This window comes from Crenothrix polyspora, assembly GCF_900163755.1.
Taxonomy (GTDB): domain Bacteria; phylum Pseudomonadota; class Gammaproteobacteria; order Methylococcales; family Methylomonadaceae; genus Crenothrix; species Crenothrix polyspora.
Window position 1 is genome coordinate 1 of the sequence record NZ_FUKI01000127.1, and the last position, 19,062, is coordinate 19,062.

The following is a 19,062-nucleotide window of genomic DNA, read 5'->3' on the forward strand; positions in this document are numbered from 1 at the left end:
ACAGTTCAATAGTTACAGCGTAACCGTTCGCACTGAGCTTGTCGAAGTGTGCCGTTCATGCTTTGACAAGCTCAGCACGAACGGTGGCTGTAACTGTCCTAAGTTGGAAACGCTGTATGGAACAAAATATGACTACTGATGTGGGTTGGAATGATATTAGAAACGCCAATACAGATGCACCACATTGTTGAGATTCGTTACCTCACCACAACCTACAAAACTTATCCTAGTACTTAGTCATTTTTACTTTGTCGAGTACTATAAAATACTCCGTTCGTCCTGAGCTTGTCGAAGGACTTGTGGTTCATGGTTCGACAAGCTCACCACGAACGGTTTTTTAAAATTCACACTCGCCAAAATAAAATTGACTGAGTACTAGCTTCAATGGCTGGCCAAACATTATCGAGCGCTGATTATAGCGCTATTAAAAGCTTACACACACAGAATAAACTGACTGTTTGTACGACACTTTTGCACAGCATAAATCACCAATAGCCTCAGTATTATAAAAAATAAATATTATTTTCCCTGTATTCTGTGTTTTTCGTGCTAAATTCAAAGACACTAAAAAACAACAATCTCAACAACCCAAGCAAAAGCATGACCCAGCTCACACTTCCACCCGCCATTTTTCTTATGGGACCTACTGCGTCCGGAAAAACAGCCCTTTCGATACAACTGGCCAAGCAACTGAACGGGGAAATCATCAGCGTAGATTCTGCCCTGGTATTTAAGGGCATGGACATAGGCACAGCCAAGCCCACGCTAGCCGAACGTGACGGTATCATCCATCACTTGATTGATATACTTGATCCCAGTGTCGCCTATTCCACTGGTCAATTTAAAAACCACGCGCTGACGTTAATCAATGACATTCACCTACGTGGCAAAACGCCTATCTTAGTCGGTGGCACGATGCTGTATTTCAACGCGCTGAATAACGGATTGGATATTTTGCCGGAAGCGAACCCTGCTATTCGTGCCAGATTAGATGACGAGCTGATACGCTTAGGAAAAAATGTACTGCATCAACGACTGGCAACTGTCGATCCTGAGTCTGCCGCCAGAATCCACCCCAACGACCCACAACGTGTCCAACGCGCCCTGGAAGTCTATGAAATCAGCGGTGAACCGTTAACGTCTTTTTTTAAAAACCACCAGGAAAACATCCCCTACCACATCATAAAACTGGTTATCGCCCCTAAAGACAGGACTGTCTTGCATGACATTATCGCCACACGTTTTAAAGCCATGTTGCAACACGGTTTGCTTGATGAAGTGAATGCCTTGCACCAGCGCGGCGATTTAAACGATAAAATGCCCGCAATCCGCGCGGTAGGTTACCGGCAGGTCTGGTCTTATCTGCACGGCGAGTGCGATTATGCGACAATGGTAGAAAAAGGCATTATTGCCACCCGGCAACTGGCCAAACGGCAGTTTACCTGGCTTAGAAAAGAAACCGACGCGCATCATTTTGAAACCGGGCAAGACGCTTTGGTCGAAAGAGTATTAACCCAGATCAATGATGCCATAATGAATCAATAAAAATTTGTCCACGAAAAACACCAAAAGCACGAAAAAAATCACTGATTATTTTTGTGTCGATAGCTCAAATATTTCTAAATTTTCTGATCAATATCAGCCTAGTCCAAAAATATCACCCTACTTTAAAATGCTTTTTTTCGTGCTTTTGGTGTTTTTCGTGGACAATTAAAAATTATATCAAGGCGACAAACTAATGAAACAAGAAAAATCCCTGACCATGACCGTGCTTATGACCCCCGACATGGCCAATTTTTCCGGGCACGTCCACGGTGGCTCGTTATTAAAACTGCTTGACCAAGTGGCCTACGCCTGTGCCGCCAAATATTGCAAAAATTACGTCGTCACGGCCTCGCTGGATCAGGTGTTTTTTCGCCAGCAAGTCAACGTCGGCGAACTGGTCACCTTCCATGCCAACGTCAATTACGTCGGACGCTCGTCAATGGAAATTGGTGTCAACGTGGTGGCAGAAAACTTACGTACCCACCAAAAACGCCCGACCACCTCGTGTTACTTTACCATGGTCGCGCTGGATGACAATGGTTGCAGCATAGAAGTGCCCCGACTAGAATTAACCACCGAGGCCGACAAAAGACAGTTTGCCGCCGCCGCACTGCGCAAACAACTGCGGCAGGAAAGTCTGGAAAAAGAACGTACCCTACACATTGATTTATCCGAAGAGGAGTTTTAAGTGGGTTTGCAGGAAAATTACGAACAACAACCGTTAAAAGATTTCGCCGAAAAAGCCTATCTGAATTACTCCATGTATGTCATTTTGGACCGGGCGCTGCCACATATTGCCGATGGCCTAAAACCCGTACAACGGCGCATTGTCTATGCCATGTCTGAGCTGGGTTTAAGCTCACTGGCCAAATTCAAAAAATCCGCACGTACCGTCGGTGACGTACTGGGGAAATACCATCCGCACGGCGACTCCGCCTGTTACGAAGCGATGGTATTGATGGCGCAAAGCTTCTCTTACCGTTACCCGCTAATTGATGGTCAGGGTAACTGGGGCTCACCGGATGACCCAAAATCATTCGCTGCCATGCGTTACACTGAATCACGGCTGACCGGCTATGCCAACACTTTACTAAGCGAATTGGCACAAGGCACAGTCAACTGGGAAGACAACTTTGATGGTTCGCTGAAAGAACCAGAGTTGTTGCCCGCCCGCTTGCCCAACATCTTGCTCAACGGCACGATGGGTATCGCCGTCGGCATGGCCACCGACATACCGCCACATAACTTGCGTGAAATTGCCACCGCCTGTTTGCAATTATTGGACGATTCTACCACCACGGACGACGTATTATTTGGCCTAGTCAAAGGCCCAGATTACCCCACCAAAGCCGAAATCATTACCGCTAGCGATGACATCCAGAAAATATATTTGAGCGGCGGTGGCTCGATAAAAATGCGGGCGCTGTATGAACAGGAAGACGGGGTAATCGTCATCACTGCCCTGCCCCACCAGGTGTCCGGCGCGAAACTGATGGAACAGATCGCCGCACAAATGTTAGCCAAAAAACTGCCGATGATTGAAGATTTGCGTGACGAATCTGATCACGAAAATCCGACCCGCTTGCTGATCATCCCCAAATCCAAACGCATTGATGTCGAGGCGGTGATGTCGCATTTGTTCGCCACCACTGACCTTGAAAAAAGCTACCGCGTCAACATGAACATGATCGGCCTGGATGGTCGCCCCAAGGTAAAAAACCTGCGCGACATTCTGGTCGAGTGGCTGAGTTTCCGTACCGAAACCGTGCGTAAACGCTTGCAATATCGCCTAGATAAAGTCATTGCCAGACTGCATATTTTGGACGGTTTACTGATTGCCTATCTTAATATCGATGAAGTCATCGCCATTATCCGCAGCGAAGACAAGCCTAAACCGGTATTGATGGCACGCTTTGGCCTGACCGATAGCCAGGCCGAATCGGTGCTGGACTTAAAGCTGCGACATCTGGCCAAACTGGAGGAACTACAAATACGCGGCGAGCAAAACGAACTGAACAAAGAACGTGCCGCCCTGGAAAAAATCTTGGCTACACCACGATTATTAAGCCAACTTATCCGTAAAGAACTGAAGCAAGATGCCGACAAATACGGCGATGATCGCCAATCACCGATAGTAGCCCGTGAAGCGTCGCAACCACTGGAAACCGTGGCCTTAATAGCCAATGAACCGCTCACCGTGGTGTTATCGCAAAAAGGCTGGATACGCGCTGCCAAAGGTCATGATTTTGATGTTGAAAGCCTAGGCTACCGTTCTGGTGACAGTCTTTTAGATATCGTAAAATGCCGCTCTACGCAACCGGTATATATCCTGGATTCTACCGGACGTGCCTACAGTACACCGGCGCATAACCTACCCTCGGCACGCACCCAGGGCGAACCGTTAACCGGACGACTCAATCCACCCGACGGCGCGGTATTTACCCATTTACTGTCGGGCAATCCCGACGATTGGTATATTTTGGCCAGCACATTTGGCTATGGTTTTAAAGTACAGCTAAAAGAGTTATTAAGCAAAAACAAGGCCGGTAAATTAATGATTACCCTGCCCGATGCAGCCAGTGTTATCAAACCCGTGCCCTTACAAAATGACAGTGATATGTTGGCCGTGGTTACCTTGCAAGGTCGATTGCTCATTTTCCCCAGTACAGAATTACCAGCGCTGGCAAAAGGCAAAGGCAATAAACTCATTCAGATTGCACCCGCAGACCTTGATAACAAAACCGATTACGTGATGGCTGCCGTCACTTTGCCGGAAAAGGGTGTGTTAAAGGTATTGTCTGGTAAGCGCCATCTCACCCTACGCTGTCTGGATATTGCACATTACACCAGTAACCGTGCTAAACGAGGCACACCGTTACCGCGTGGTTTTCAGCGAGTAGATAGCTTGGAAACGGAATAAAAACACGGGCATGGTAGGATGGGCAAAACAGAGTGTGCCCATCCTAAACCTGATTCTTTGCTTTCTCGTTAAATCCACCAAAATATCAACCTGAAATGCAGACACTCAATGTAAGTAGTTAGGGCAACAAAATAACTAGACTACTGATATTTAAATGGTTTTATTATTATTGTTTTTTTATTAAATGAATCTTTATTGCCTGCATGATCACTTTCTTTCAGTAACTCATTAATAATTTGTTTGTGGCCATTTTTAGCCGAAGCCATCAGTGCTGTCTGGCCTTGACGATTTTTGATGTTATACGGAATACCGCCAGAAAGTAGCAATTTTGCCACCCGAAGATTACCTTTCTCAGCAGCATCAACTAAAGAATCCGAATTAAACTTAACCCCCAAACGATCTAAATGTAAACGACTGGCCGCTCTGTCTCGCGCCGCTCTTTCTTGTGCATCAAGCACAGCATGAGCCGCCTGTAATTTTTTTAAGGTATTAATCTGGCTAGATTTAAAATTACTCGCCTGAAAATTGTTCGGCTTAGATAGAACAAATTGTTTTGGGGCATGTTCTACAGGGCGTTGATCTGTTTTAGCCCTAACCACAGTCATCTTTTGTTGCACAGCGTTGGCAGATTGAGTTTTGTGTTTAACCTGCGCTTGAGCGACTGAGTATTCTTTGCTGTACATGGCAATGACAGGTAATGGCTTAATCATTTTCTGATTTTCTGGATGCCTTATTACATTTTTTTCAATAACACTAACACGCGGCAAAACCTGCCTCTGTTTTGCAGTAATTACAGGGGATAGTTTACGAGCCACATGATGAGAAGCAGCCCGCAAGATATTGGGCTTTTCAATAACATTTTCTGCTGTTGGTGCTAAAACGCTTGTTACTTGCCTGAGTATCTCGGTTTTATCGCCCGACAAAGTTATCTTAGCTGCTGGTGCGATTGGTATGGTATCAGCTTGGCCAGCAATACTGGCCGGCATATAAGCCACTGTTTTCATGTTATCTTGGCCATTGTCTAATGTTACTAATGGATCTTGAAAATACTGAAAACCTGCTACAGCCACAAAACACAGCCCAATTGCTAAGCGGGTAACAAACCATTTGTGTGTTTTTACTTGCGCAGAGTACTCTTGGCGTTTATTTAACTGCTGAGACGATTGCACACCCTTAAGAGGCGCTTTATTAATCTGAATACGAACCGTCATTTTCTTGTTCGATTCGGTATGCTCACCCACTACACCCATTTCACTTTGGCTAACGAGGCTTGCGCTAGCCTCATCTGGCGGCATTAAATGCAGTTTAAAAGCTTCTTGAATATGGCGTTCAGAAATTTTATCTCCACCATCAAGACTTGCCAAGCCCAGTGCATAACCACAAATCGAATTAATTGTTTTGGGAATACCGTGCGATAGCGTAAAAATCATTTTTATGGCATCGGGTGAAAAAAGCTCACCGCTGTCAGCGCTAAAATACCCCACGCGCTGCAAACGAAAATGAATATACTGCTTAATTTGCAGCACATTCAAACTATCGAAACGGTAATGAAATACATAATCAGTGTATTTTTTAGCATCAATACACCTTAGTTTTTCATCCAAGCCTTCTACGCCACACCATAGCATTTGAAAAGCACGCGTTTTTTCTGCATGATGCTTTGTTAATAACAGCAATAACTTTAATTCTGCATCTGGAATGTCATGAGCATTGTCGATAATCAGTAATAATTTACTATTGACCTGACCATCAATCTCTGCCAATTTGTCTATCCGTGTCAATACACTGGCCGCATAATTTAACTCACTTTTAAAATGAGTAATTAGCTGAATATTAGCAGGTAGCTGCGTGACAAAATGCTGCAACAGCGCGGATTTTTCTGCACCCACCGCCCCTGTAAGTAAAATCGGACTAACACCATTTTGCACATCACGCAGCATTTGCTCGCTTATATTTACTTTATCAAGATCCGCGTAAAAAAAACAAGATGCGTCTGCCACGCTAAACGGGTTTTGCTTAAATCCAAAATATTCAATAAACATGGCAGCTAAATCTCGTAAAAATAATATTGCTTCAAAAAATGAATGATTAACATATTAACCATTGACAAACGGTAACTAATTTGTTATTTATGGATTGTTAACCACGATTTCAACGCGACGATTTTTAGCTTGCCCCTCTGGATTTGGACTGCCATCGGACTTAGTGTTATCTGCAATAGGGTATTTTTCACCAAAGCCGCGTACGCTCATGCGTTTGGCATTAACCTTGCTAACAATCAAACTTTGATAAACCGAAGTGGCACGGCGATGAGAAAGATCCCTATTATCTTCATCTGAACCAGTCGAATCGGTATGCCCTTCCAACAATAATACGCGCTCAGTTACACGCGGATCATTAACCACGCTGGCAATTTCACCCAATTTAAATTGTGCGAGTTGGGTTAAATCTGCTTTACCCACGTCAAAAAATACACCTGGCAGAAAAACCACAATGCTGTTGTCTCGCGCTAAGGTATCTAAGCCTTTTGCGTTAAAAATATCCAACAACTCTTTATTGGTATACGGTGTTGTACACCCTGAGAGCATAAAAAATGCTACCAGACCAGTAGTGACGATAATTTTTTTAGCTAGGCGCATTGTGTTTTCCATTAAGTGATTATCTTTATTTGATGGCTTACATAACAGGTGTTCATTATTATTTTGAACCGTACACTAAAACCATTTCAGCGTAATTAGCCACCCTGTTTTTTGACTACCTTCCTTAAAATTTATTAATAGCAAAAATCATGCCATTATTACAGACTACTGAATAACAATACCTTTATAATCTACTATACCGCCTGGTGTAATCATTACTGACATCCAAGAAAACTGTTAAAATAAACCAATATTTTGCAAGTCATATCCGCTGTACTACAGCGTTTTTATTCTCAATTGATAACAGCTACAGCGTTTTCACAGTTCAATAGTTACAGCGTAACCGTTCGCACTGAGCTTGTCGAAGTGTGCCGTTCATGCTTCGACAAGCTCAGCACGAACGGTGGCTGTAACTGTCCTAAGTTGAAAACGCTGTAACTCAACCTACATCGCTGCATTACAACTCACCCCGACTAAAAATACTGTCTAATAAAAATTACTCAGTAAGACTCGGCTTCAAGTCATTGACTGTTTCTGATATTACCGATACCGTATTCACTTTAGTTTTTTATTAGGTGTGTTTTTTATGCCGCACTCAACTATGCCCGCAACAGAAACTATTTTTCAGCACTTCATGTCACAGTCATTGGATGTGCTATTGACAGAAAGTCTAAACACCGACACTAGCGCCAAAGTTTTAGCTTTATTTAAGCGCTGTGCAAACCAAGTACCTGCGTATCATCAGTTTCTGTACGCACGAAGTGTAAATCCTGCTGACATCCAAACATTGCACGCATTTAGTCAATTACCGCTAACCGATAAAACTAATTACATGCAGGTATTTTCATTGCCTGAGCGTTGCTCAGGGGGGACGCTTAATGGTGCGGATCGTGTTGCGGTATCGTCTGGCTCTACCGGCAAACCGACTTTCTGGCCTCGCTCTGTTGCAGATGAACTGGCAGTAGCGGTACGATTTGAACAAGTATTTCATGACAGTTTCCGTGCGCATGAACGCAATACACTGGCCATCGTGTGCTTTGCCTTAGGCAATTGGGTCGGGGGCTTATATAGCACCAGCTGCTGCTGGCATTTGGCAAGCAAAGGTTACCCTTTATTGGTCGCCACGCCTGGCAATAATACCGCCGAAATTCTGCGCGTCGTACGCGAACTGGCACCCCATTTTGAACAAACTGTGTTACTGGGCTATCCACCTTTTATTAAAGATGTCATTGATGCGGGCAATACCGAAGGCATTAATTGGCCACGCTATAAGCCAAAATTAGTGTTTGCCGGTGAAGTGTTTAGCGAAGAATGGCGCAGTACGTTGGCACAGCGCACTGGCTCAACAGCCCCCTGTTACGATTCTGCTTCTTTGTATGGCACAGCGGATGGCGGCGTACTGGGCAATGAAACACCGTTCAGTATTGCTATACGCCGCTGGCTAAGTAATCACCCCACAGCTGCCCGCGAACTGTTCGGCGAGTCGCGCTTACCAACGCTCGTGCAATACGATCCAGCCAGTCGTTTTTTTGAAGTCTACGAAAATACATTGGTTGTGTCTGCCGACAACAGCGTGCCTTTGCTGCGTTATCACATTGCCGATAAAGGCGGTTTAATCAACTTTGCAAAAATGTGGCAATTTTTAAAAACTCAGGGCATCACTACGCTGGCTCAATTAGGTTTGAATGACGCATTTTGTCCGCGTGAACTACCGTTTGTGTACGTATTTGGCCGGGCAGATTTTACCGTATCGTATTACGGCGCTAATATTTACCCAGAAAATATCACTGTCGGATTAGAACAACCAGCTATTATGGCGAAAATTACCGGAAAATTTGTACTGGAAACACAATTAATTGATAACAATAGCCGTCTGCACATTATTGTAGAACTGCTACCGGATAGCACAGCAACACAAGCACTCTGCGCCCTGATAGCAGACGCTGTTAAAACGCAGTTATTACGCTTAAACAGTGAATTTGCCAATTACACGCCAACAGAACGGCAATTGCCACATATTAGTCTGCACGCCTTTGCCGATGCGGAGTATTTTCCTGTGGGTGTAAAACACCGCTATACCCGAAAAAAATCGTAACACACGCATGTACTCAGAAAAAATAACCGCGTTAATAGCCTTAGATAGCGCCACTGGCTTTGACCCGTGTTTAATCCCAATTAATTTAAATGGCTGCAACGGTAACAATCGCAGCACGGAACAGTGCCGTATTGATGCCAATGACGATTTAGCAGCCATTACCAGCTGGTTACGGGTTAAAGGTGACAACCCCAAAACCTATCAAGCCTACCAAAAAGAGCTGGAACGCTTATTACTGTGGGCGGTTATCGAACGTAGCAAGGCATTTTCATCATTAAATACCGATGACTGTCGCGCTTATATTGATTTCATTAAACAATTGCAACCAGATAACAGCCGCTGGGTATCATGCGTTCCTACCAACAAAACACACGGCCACTGGAAACCATTTCAATATCGCGTTGCTAAAAAAACCACCGATACACCAAGAGTATTATCTATTTGCTCTATTAATTACGCCAATACCGTTATTTCCAGCTGTATGGATTGGCTGGTCAAACAAAACTATCTTAAATACAACAGTTTTTCTGATATTACCCCAATAAAAGCTGGCACACTGACAACACAGATTAATCAACGTTTATTTACCCGCCACCACATTCAATTAATGTTAGATTATGCACAATCACTGTGTGATCATACGCAACCTAATTATTACGCACAGTTGCGGGTGGTGTTTATCTTAAAATTTGCGTTTAATACCGGTCTGCGCCTGCACGAATTAGTCGCGGCCAATTACGGTGCTATTGAAGCCTTGGAGGATGCCGAAGGTGAGCAGTACTTCTTGCGTGTCATTGGTAAAAACACCAAATTACGTAAAACGTCATTGCCCACTGCTTTTATAGAAGATATTCGTAACTATCGGTTGGCATTGGGATTGTCACCAAACCTTAGCCAAGTGCCAGATACTACGCCGCTGATTAACAGTTTACGTAAAAAAACCGAGCAGCACCTAAGCCCTGCGGCGCTGCATAAAATACTGGCAGATTTTTTTAAACGCTGGCACACACATTTAATAGCGACCGATCAGCCCGACAATCGCCTCATTAACAAAGTACAGCACGCCTCAACCCATTGGTTGCGACACAGTTACGGCAGTTTTTTAGCCAATGATTGTCAAATTCCTTTAGCCTATATTCGTGATGAATTAGGCCATGCCAGCATAGCCACCACATCTATCTATTTGAATACTGATGATAAAAAACGTCAGCAAGCGGTAAGTGCAGCATTTATGGTCGGTGCGAAAACTAAAAAATAGCGGGCTTAGCAATTAATTATTGCCAAAAAAGACTGCACTTCCGGCTCAATAGTGTTTATATTACAAGAAAAGCCTAAAAAAAATTTAACAAAATACTTGTGTTTTAGGTATAAATACGATAAAAACGTCGCAAAAACAATAACAAGAGCACATTGGGCGAGGAGAAGTTTAACTCTGTTTAGGGAATTGTAAGAGACATTTTAGAATAACGGACTACACAACAACTGCTTTTGGAATAGTGAGACAATTCATGTTAGATATTAGCCATAAAAAATTTTATGCCTATTTACCTTTATTACGTTTTTACGCGAAATACACCCTGCCCTGTTGTGGTTTTTTTTTGCTACTGGCGTTATTAGGGCAAATGGGCTCAGGTCGTTTTCCTGCTTACGGTGATTTGGCGTTTGCTTCCGGTATACCTATCGTGGCGTTTGCTGTTATTACTGTACTCATTCTTGCAGATGATTACTACTGCCCACTTTGTATTAGTAAAACAGGCTTAAAAGGTTGTAACTGTTTTGGTTACTACAGCTCAATTAACTGGGATCGCATTGTGTCGGTAACAGAAGTAAAAAAGTTTGGTTCTACCTGTTTATATATAGAAAACAATACGTTTAAAGCCTCTTTTATCGTACCACTGTGGCTAGATGACTTAGACGATTTTTGCATTACTGTTGAGCGCTATGCAGGTAAAAACAACCCTTTGGCTATTGCGCTAATGAATGCCACTCATTATAAAAGCTAGGAAGCGTTCAGCAGATGACACGCCACCTCATTTCGCCTCATGAGCAATCCCCTTTTGCATATACAGCGTTTTCACAGTTCAATAATTGCAGCGTAACCGTTCGCACTGAGCTTGTCGAAGTGTGCCGTTCATGCTTCGACAAGCTCAGCACGAACGGTGGCTGTAACTGTACTAAGTTGAAAACGCTGTAACAATAAGATAATTTACTCTGCACTTATAGCGCTTAGGAACGTGCATGAAATAACTTGAACAACTTAAACGCCACCACCGTTCGTGCTGAGCCTGTCGAAGCATGAACTTGCTCAAGTTATTTCGTGCGCGTTACTAAATTACAGGCTTTAAACAATGAATGTCGTATGATGGCATATTGATTAACTGCACCGTAAGCACTATGTTTATCCTACACCGCTCCTCCAAAACTGAAAACCTGCTAGCCGCTCTCATTACAATTATTGAAGAAACACCGTTATCATCAGCATTTAAAAAAGAAAGCTTTCTTGTTCAGCATCCTGGCATGGAACGTTGGTTGTCGCAACAACTGGCCAGGCAATTTAAGGTGTGGGGTAATTACCAGTTTTTGACACCTAACCGATTTTTTAATACTATCGCCCAAAAAATCAACAACCCATTAACCGACACCCACGTTAATCAGGATGCAATGGTTTGGCAACTGGAAAATCTGTTACGTGACACGCTTGATAACGAACATTTAACGCCAGTAAAACACTATTTAACCGGTGACAATAGTCCTTTAAAACGTTATCAATTAGCCCACAAACTGGCACAATTATTTGATCGTTATCAACTGCTGCGCCCCGACATGTTAACAGCATGGCAACACAACCAACTGCTTTACCATACTCAAACCGAGCGTTGGCAAAAAATACTCTGGCAGCAAATAAACACTACACCAACGCAAACCAACAAAGCCGCCCTGTGGCTAGAGGTTATCGTCACACTTAATAGCACAGATGAAGGCGATTTAGCACGTCACTTGCCAGAACGGCTGTGCATTTTTGGTGTCAATCAGCTATCGCCGCTGATGCTGGATTTTTTGCACGGCTTGGCGCGGCATTGCCAAGTGCATTTTTTTTGGCTTAGCCCATTAACTAACCAAATCACGCAAAATCCGTCTGTACCGAACACCCAGCATCCATTACTTGCCAGCTTAGCGCAGCAAGCGTATGAACTTCAGAACATGTTAACGGCGCGTGGCTTATTTAAAAACAGCATTGAACATCCAGCTGATTCAGAAAAACCGGCGACGGTCCTGCAACAATTACACGCTGATATTTTACACCCCCCGCAACAACCAAAAACCCTGATTAAAGATGCCTCCATCAGTATTCATGCCTGCCATTCACGATTGCGAGAAGTCGAGGTGTTACGCAATCAACTATTGCTGGCACTGGAGCGTGATACCAATCTGGAACTGCGCGATATTATTGTCATGTCGCCGGACAGTCAGCACTACGCGCCATTTATTTCTGCGGTTTTTAGCGATATTCAACACACTATTGCCGATCGCCCCGCATTACTGAGCCATCACGTCATTAATGCGTTTATTGATTTTTTACAACTCAGCCAAAGTCGCTTCGGTTGGCAAAGCGTACTGGATTTACTGGAACGTCCGTTCATTTTTGCAAGCTTTGATTTAACCGACGACGCGGTGGATTTAATTAAGCATTGGCTGCAAGCTACCCGTGTTCGCTGGGGAAAATCCGCCGCACACAAGCAAGAACTGGATTTATTTGCTTGCGAGGAAAACACCTGGCAAGCGTTGCTCAACCGTTTATTAATGGGCTATGCGATCGGCGATGACAGTGAATTTGTCGATGCTATCTTGCCGTATAAAGACATTGAAGGTTCATCAGCGCAGGCATTGGGTGGCTTACACGATTTTTTACAGCTGTTATTTAATGCCAGCACCCAGTTTAAAGCCCCGATGTCGCTAACTGATTGGGGCACGGCGTTGTATTCTTACGCCGAAACATTATTGATCGCCGCCGATCCTATCGAACGCGAGCAACTTAACAGTCTACTGCTGGCGTTATCTAGTCCACTTAACAACCCGCATAACCAGACCGTCGAGCTAGCAGTAATAATTGCTTGGCTACAAGATCAGGCAAACGAGCCGTTGCAACACGATGCCGGTGGCGGTTTTTTACGCGGCCAACTGACATTTTGCGCATTACAACCTATGCGATCAATTCCCTTTAAAATCATTGCTTTATTAGGCATGAACGAGAGCGATTTCCCCCGATTAGATCAGCGACCAACATTCGATTTAACCACACAAGAAACCCGTAAAGGCGATAGTTCCAAACGCAATGATGACCGTTATCAATTTCTTGAAATTTTGTTATCAGTACGCCAGCAGTTGATTATTAGCTATATGGGGCAATCCATTAAGCACAATAATCGCATTGCACCGTCTATTGTGGTCAGTGAGTTACTGGATGTTCTGCACGATAGCTATCAACTGACTGATCTCATTACTTATCATCCTTTACATGCGTTTTCCGCACAGTATTTTAAAGGCAATAGCGATTTATTGAGCTTTTCACAAGCGGATTGCGATACCGCACGCGCTTTAGCGCAACCTAAAATTGAGCCTAGCGTCTGGTGGCAAGGCGTGTTATCCGAACCTGAAGAGACAATTATTGAAGTCTTTGATGTATTAAGATTTTTTCAGCACCCGCAGCGCTATTTTATGCAACGGCAATTATTGGTGCGGTTGTTTGGCCTTAGCGCAGATGCACAAGAACGCGAAGCCTTTAACCTTGATAAACTAGAAACCTACGCCACGTTAAATCAGGGTATAGAAGATAGCTTAAAAGGTGTGCCGATGTCGGTTAAAAAACTGCAAGCACAAGGACGTTGGTTATCAGGTGTCATGGGCGATTTGGCGGCAGAAAGTCAGGCAACTGTCATTAGTGATTTTGTATTACGCATTAATACATTAAACCTAGATGAAAAAATACACGATGTGCCGTTGGATATTACTGTGGGAAGATATCGCTTGGTGGGTACGCTTGGGCATTGTTATAAAAATGGCAGCTTGTTTTACCGCTATGCCGCGCTAAAAGGCAAAGACTTTATTTGTGCGGTGTTACATCATTTAATGATTAACCAGCAACAGCCACACACCACGTATTTACTCAGTTCCGATGAACATATCGTGCTATTACCAGAGCATTGCCAAGACGACTACTTGTTGACACTGCTAGACAGCTATCAGCAAGGTCAGCAACGTCCCGATGCGTTTTTTAGCGAAGCTGCCTTAGCCTATATTCAACAGGCCAGCAAATCGGGTGCAGCCGCTGACGGCGTAGCATTTAATAAAGCAAGCGCACAACTGGCTAGAGCGATTAACCAGCCTTATGAGTTAGAGCTTAAGCGTTTATTCGGCGCAGCAACAGTGTTGGAATCTATTTTAGGAGAAGATTTTGAGTGGCTATGTCAATCGACTTTATTACCTTTATGGCAGGCGACACACAATGCTGATTGATGTCCTCTTATTGCACTCCTTACAGAATGTTATTCTCAATTGATAACAACTGAAGTGAAGGTGAGCCGGTTAAGCGCTCATGGTTTGACAAGCTCACCACGAACGGCTTAACCTAAAACTGGGTCTAATGCGGAACAAAGAATAATAACATTCAAGTAGGTTGGGCTGCCTGCCGTTTGGCAACCCAACATTTACAATATCTTGGAAATGTTGGGTTGAGAAAAGCACTCAACCCAACCTACATTTTGTCCCGTATTAAGCGGGTAGCTAAAACGGGCTCACTTAAAGTGGGCAGCTTAAATTCCCAACCAATTTTGGGGCTTTAAATAGGTATCGTATAAATCGGCTTCTGGCGTTCCAACTTCAGGATGCCAGTTATAACGCCAAACAGCAGCCGGTGGCATCGACATTAATATCGACTCGGTTCTACCGCCCGATTGCAATCCAAATAACGTGCCCCGATCAAACACCAGATTAAATTCCACATACCGACCACGTCGATACAACTGAAAATCACGCTCATGATGGCCATAAACCATATCTTTACGTTTTTGCACTATCGGCAAATAGCCACCGAGAAAATGATCACCAACACTTTGCATAAAGGCAAAGCTCTGTTCAAAGCCCCATTCATTCAAGTCATCAAAAAATAAACCACCGACACCACGCGTTTCATCACGGTGTTTTAAATAAAAATACTCATCACACCATGTTTTATAGCGCGGATAAACTTCATCACCAAACGGTTGGCAAGCACTGCGGGCATTTTGATGCCACTGAATCACATCGTCTTTAAACGGATAATACGGCGTTAAATCAAAGCCGCCTCCAAACCACCAGATGGTCGGCTCTCCGTGTTTTTTGGCAATAAATAATCGAACATTCGCGTGTACCGTGGGTACATAAGGATTGTTAGGGTGCATCACTAATGACACTCCCATTGCTTCAAATTCTCTATTAGCTAATTCGGGACGTTTAGCACTTGCTGTCGGTGGCAGTTGAAAACCTGACACATGTGAAAAATTAACGCCGCCACGTTCAAAAACCTGCCCATTACTTAAGACACGCGTTCTGCCACCGCCACCTTCAGGGCGTAACCACAAGTCTTCAATAAAGCGTGCATCAGGTTCTTCACTTTCTAAGCCATTACAAATAGTCTCTTGTAAATCAAGTAAATAGTTTTTTACTCGGTCAATATTATTATCCATAAGATAGTGATTCATTATCGCGTTTAAATTAAAAGAATACGCCAATAATATCATTTCTTGCATTATTGGGCTCAGGTACAAGATAGCCCTGAAAAATTACGACACCTTGATTTATATCAATTGGTGGTAATTCTGCTAGATGACTAACGCTTGGTTGTATAATCGTCTATTTTTCAGCCAATATCCGTAAACACCATGTCCACAGTTAATTCCGATAAACTCTCCAGTGCGCGTTTTGCACAGGCCACCGATGCTTTTGTTGAAGTCTTTACCGCTTCGGTGGATTTTGACAAACGCATGGCTGAACAAGATATACAAGGTTCAATCGCTCATGCCACCATGTTGCACGCGGTGGGCATTTTAACGGAACAAGAACGTGATGCGATTATTAATGGCTTGAATCACATTCAACAAGACATCAACAACGGGCAATTCGTCTGGTCAATCAAGCAAGAAGATGTCCATATGAACATTGAAGCCCGTTTGACCGATTTAATCGGCAATGCCGGTAAAAAACTGCACACCGGGCGTTCACGTAACGATCAGGTTGCCACCGATATTCGCTTATACCTACGCAGCGAAATTGGCCACATTAGCACTCAACTGATCCGCCTGCAAAGCGCTATTTTAAACTTAGCCGAGCAAAACGCCGACACCATTATGCCCGGCTTTACTCATTTGCAAGTGGCGCAGCCCATTACTTTCGGTCATCATTTAATGGCCTGGTTTGAAATGCTCAGCCGCGATTATGAACGCCTGCAAGATTGTTGCAAACGCATTAATATTATGCCTTTGGGATCGGCGGCTCTGGCCGGAACTACCTACCCAATTGACCGTTTTATGACCGCAAAATTGCTAGGCTTTAGCCGCCCATCCGCCAATTCTCTGGATTCGGTCAGTGACCGTGATTTTGCTATCGAATTTACCGCCGCTGCCAGTTTAATCATGATGCACTTGTCGCGCTTCTCGGAAGAGTTGATCTTATGGTCCAGTGCGCAATTTGATTTTATTGATATCCCTGATGCATTTTGTACCGGCTCATCCATCATGCCGCAAAAGAAAAATCCTGATGTACCGGAATTAGTGCGTGGAAAATCCGGTCGGGTCACCGGACATTTAATGTCATTACTGATGCTGATGAAAAGCCAGCCACTGGCCTATAACAAAGATAACCAGGAAGATAAAGAGCCATTATTTGATACGGTCGATACGGTTATCAACTGCTTACGCGCTTATGCCGATATGATGACCTACATTACACCTAAAAAGGCTAATATGTATGCTTCTGCTAAACGTGGCTTTGCGACAGCAACAGATTTGGCGGATTATTTGGTGCGAAAAGGTTTGGCATTCCGTGATGCCCATGAAGCCGTCGGCTTAGCCGTGCGTTTGGGCGTGGACACAAACCGTGATTTGTCAGAAATTACCCTGAGTGAATTGCAACAGTTTTCTGATTTGATTAGCGCAGATGTCTTCGATTATTTAACGCTGGAAGGTTCTGTGGCAGCACGTAAACATATTGGCGGTACAGCACCTGATACTGTTAAAGCCGCTATTGCGCTGGCTCGAAAACATTTAATCCCCCCTTGCTGAAACAAAAAATCGTAACAAGCGCTTAATTAAACGCGCATAAAAAAAGCGAGATTAAGTCTCGCTTTTTTATTTTCAACTCGTTATGGCTATCTTTACTATCAGTGAAATAGCATAACGAAATCAGCACATATTATTCAGAACCGAATTTGTAACTTGTTTGTTCAGAACCGCCACCGAAGTTTGGTTTTGGCTTTTCTTTTTTCATTTCAGCAATAGCTTCATTCATTACTGTAGTGGCTTTTGCAAAGTCACCTTTTTTACCAGCTTTTTTAGCCGCTTTCATTCTTTCTGCAACTCTTTGCAAGCCAGGAGATTGGCCTTTCATGCCTTGGTCTTTAGCAACTAATACACCTTGTTCAGCTAATGAACTAACAGTTGTGCCATCGCCAGCTTTAGCCGCTTCAAGAACTTTATCAGAAATGCTAAGAAGCTCTGTAAAATCTTCGTTCATAGGGCTACCAGCTGCAAAAGCAGTCAACGCGAATGAAGACATAGCTAATGCGATCAATAATTTTTTCATTAATATACCTTGTGGACTCATAACAATAAAAAGAAAAACACACTAGAGTGATAATTTCTAGCCTGTAGTCGAGCATAAGCAGAATACTACTTTTTCGAGTTTACGTCTATCAACAAACACAACTTGTTTTATTGGTGTTTGATTCTTAAACTGAGTTAAGTCTGTTCCAGACAGCCATCACTAAGCTTTTCATTTTCCGCGATTTAACAAACCCCTGTTCTAGCTAGCTTTCGCTACGCTTATACAAGTTGATATGACTCTCCATGCACGACATCACCCAGCCGTTTTTAGATGTGCCCACTAACTGCTAAGCAGGGTTCGCGCACACGAGTATTATAACATAAGGATACTTAATAAGTATCAGCGAGTACATCAAAAACACACTAAGGAACGTGCATGAAATAACTTGAACAACTTAAACGCCACCACCGTTCGTGCTGAGCCTGTCGAAGCATGAACTTGCTCAAGTTATTTCGTGCGCGTTCCTAAAGAGTTCGTCACTATCCGGTACGCTCAAAAAACTTATTGCGAGAAATGAACCAAAATCAAAAAATATTTAAAATGCCCTGACGAGTCAGAGGAGATTACAACCTCCTTTAATGTTAAATTCGTCGAAAGCTTTAGCAAAAACAAGTCACCTTTAATATAAAAACACAATATATATGCACACAAACACAATATTGCTATGGAATTTTATTTCTGAACACATTTCAATAGCGACCAACACTGCCTTCAAGGCAATCTCAGTGCTGCCGGTTGTCGGCGGTGATATTAACGCAGCGTTTCATTTACACGCTAGGAGTATGTCGGTCTTACAGTTATCCAGTAGTATTGAGTTAAAATAGTCGACCACCCCAACAAACAGGCAGAACACCATCAGCAAGCAATTTATCGACATTGACCGAAGCGAACCTATCATCCTTCCCCCGAATTGTGAGGGATGGCTAGACGAAAACAGCTTGGCCACTTTTATAGTGGAGGTCATGGAGCAACTGGACACCAGCCAGATAGAGCAGGCGTATAGCGGT

Annotated in this window: 12 protein-coding genes; 8 read left to right on the top strand and 4 right to left on the bottom strand. The window is 43.6% G+C overall.

Features of this window, described 5'->3' with window-relative positions; genetic code table 11:
• Positions 1-600 precede the first annotated feature (600 nt).
• The 3 genes from miaA (at position 601) to parC (ending at position 4,465) form a co-directional block, all read left to right on the top strand.
• Complete coding sequence (gene miaA, locus CRENPOLYSF2_RS12085; RefSeq protein WP_087144203.1) at positions 601-1,545, top strand: tRNA (adenosine(37)-N6)-dimethylallyltransferase MiaA; 945 nt, start codon at positions 601-603, stop codon at positions 1,543-1,545.
• A gap of 193 nt (positions 1,546-1,738) precedes the next feature.
• A complete protein-coding gene (locus tag CRENPOLYSF2_RS12090; protein ID WP_087144204.1) occupies positions 1,739-2,233 on the top strand; it encodes an acyl-CoA thioesterase in 495 nt (164 codons plus the stop codon).
• Positions 2,234-4,465 (top strand): DNA topoisomerase IV subunit A, encoded by a 2,232-nt coding sequence (gene parC / locus CRENPOLYSF2_RS12095; RefSeq protein WP_087144205.1) that lies wholly within the window; start codon positions 2,234-2,236, stop codon positions 4,463-4,465.
• 140 nt (positions 4,466-4,605) lie between these two features.
• Here the strand turns inward: parC and CRENPOLYSF2_RS12100 are convergent, their stop codons facing one another.
• Entirely contained in the window at positions 4,606-6,507 is a 1,902-nt protein-coding gene (locus CRENPOLYSF2_RS12100; RefSeq protein ID WP_087144206.1) for an ankyrin repeat domain-containing protein, read from the bottom strand.
• An 87-nt stretch (positions 6,508-6,594) separates the two neighbouring features.
• On the bottom strand, positions 6,595-7,104 hold the full coding sequence (locus CRENPOLYSF2_RS12105; protein WP_176371114.1) for an OmpA family protein: 510 nt from the start codon (positions 7,102-7,104) through the stop codon (positions 6,595-6,597).
• A 586-nt stretch (positions 7,105-7,690) separates the two neighbouring features.
• Between CRENPOLYSF2_RS12105 and CRENPOLYSF2_RS12110 the strand changes: the two genes are divergently transcribed.
• The 4 genes from CRENPOLYSF2_RS12110 (at position 7,691) to CRENPOLYSF2_RS12125 (ending at position 14,713) form a co-directional block, all read left to right on the top strand.
• Positions 7,691-9,199, top strand: coding sequence for a phenylacetate--CoA ligase family protein (locus CRENPOLYSF2_RS12110; protein ID WP_176371115.1), 1,509 nt, complete (start codon positions 7,691-7,693; stop codon positions 9,197-9,199).
• Between the two features lie 7 nt (positions 9,200-9,206).
• Positions 9,207-10,457 carry a tyrosine-type recombinase/integrase gene (locus CRENPOLYSF2_RS12115; RefSeq protein ID WP_087144209.1) on the top strand — a complete coding sequence of 417 codons (1,251 nt, stop codon included), beginning with the start codon at positions 9,207-9,209 and terminating at the stop codon, positions 10,455-10,457.
• A 250-nt stretch (positions 10,458-10,707) separates the two neighbouring features.
• Positions 10,708-11,202 carry a hypothetical protein gene (locus tag CRENPOLYSF2_RS12120; RefSeq protein ID WP_087144210.1) on the top strand — a complete coding sequence of 165 codons (495 nt, stop codon included), beginning with the start codon at positions 10,708-10,710 and terminating at the stop codon, positions 11,200-11,202.
• A 391-nt stretch (positions 11,203-11,593) separates the two neighbouring features.
• Positions 11,594-14,713: an exodeoxyribonuclease V subunit gamma gene (locus tag CRENPOLYSF2_RS12125; RefSeq protein ID WP_087144213.1), complete on the top strand. Its 3,120-nt coding sequence runs from the start codon at positions 11,594-11,596 to the stop codon at positions 14,711-14,713.
• A gap of 296 nt (positions 14,714-15,009) precedes the next feature.
• On the opposite strand, the gene hemF is transcribed toward CRENPOLYSF2_RS12125, so the two are convergent.
• On the bottom strand, positions 15,010-15,936 hold the full coding sequence (hemF, locus tag CRENPOLYSF2_RS12130; RefSeq protein ID WP_087144214.1) for an oxygen-dependent coproporphyrinogen oxidase: 927 nt from the start codon (positions 15,934-15,936) through the stop codon (positions 15,010-15,012).
• A 180-nt stretch (positions 15,937-16,116) separates the two neighbouring features.
• On the opposite strand from hemF, the gene argH reads away from it, so the two are divergent.
• A complete protein-coding gene (argH, locus tag CRENPOLYSF2_RS12135; protein WP_087144211.1) occupies positions 16,117-17,514 on the top strand; it encodes an argininosuccinate lyase in 1,398 nt (465 codons plus the stop codon).
• A 130-nt stretch (positions 17,515-17,644) separates the two neighbouring features.
• On the opposite strand, the gene CRENPOLYSF2_RS12140 is transcribed toward argH, so the two are convergent.
• On the bottom strand, positions 17,645-18,034 hold the full coding sequence (locus CRENPOLYSF2_RS12140; RefSeq protein ID WP_087144212.1) for a hypothetical protein: 390 nt from the start codon (positions 18,032-18,034) through the stop codon (positions 17,645-17,647).
• Between the last annotated feature and the right edge of the window lie 1,028 nt (positions 18,035-19,062).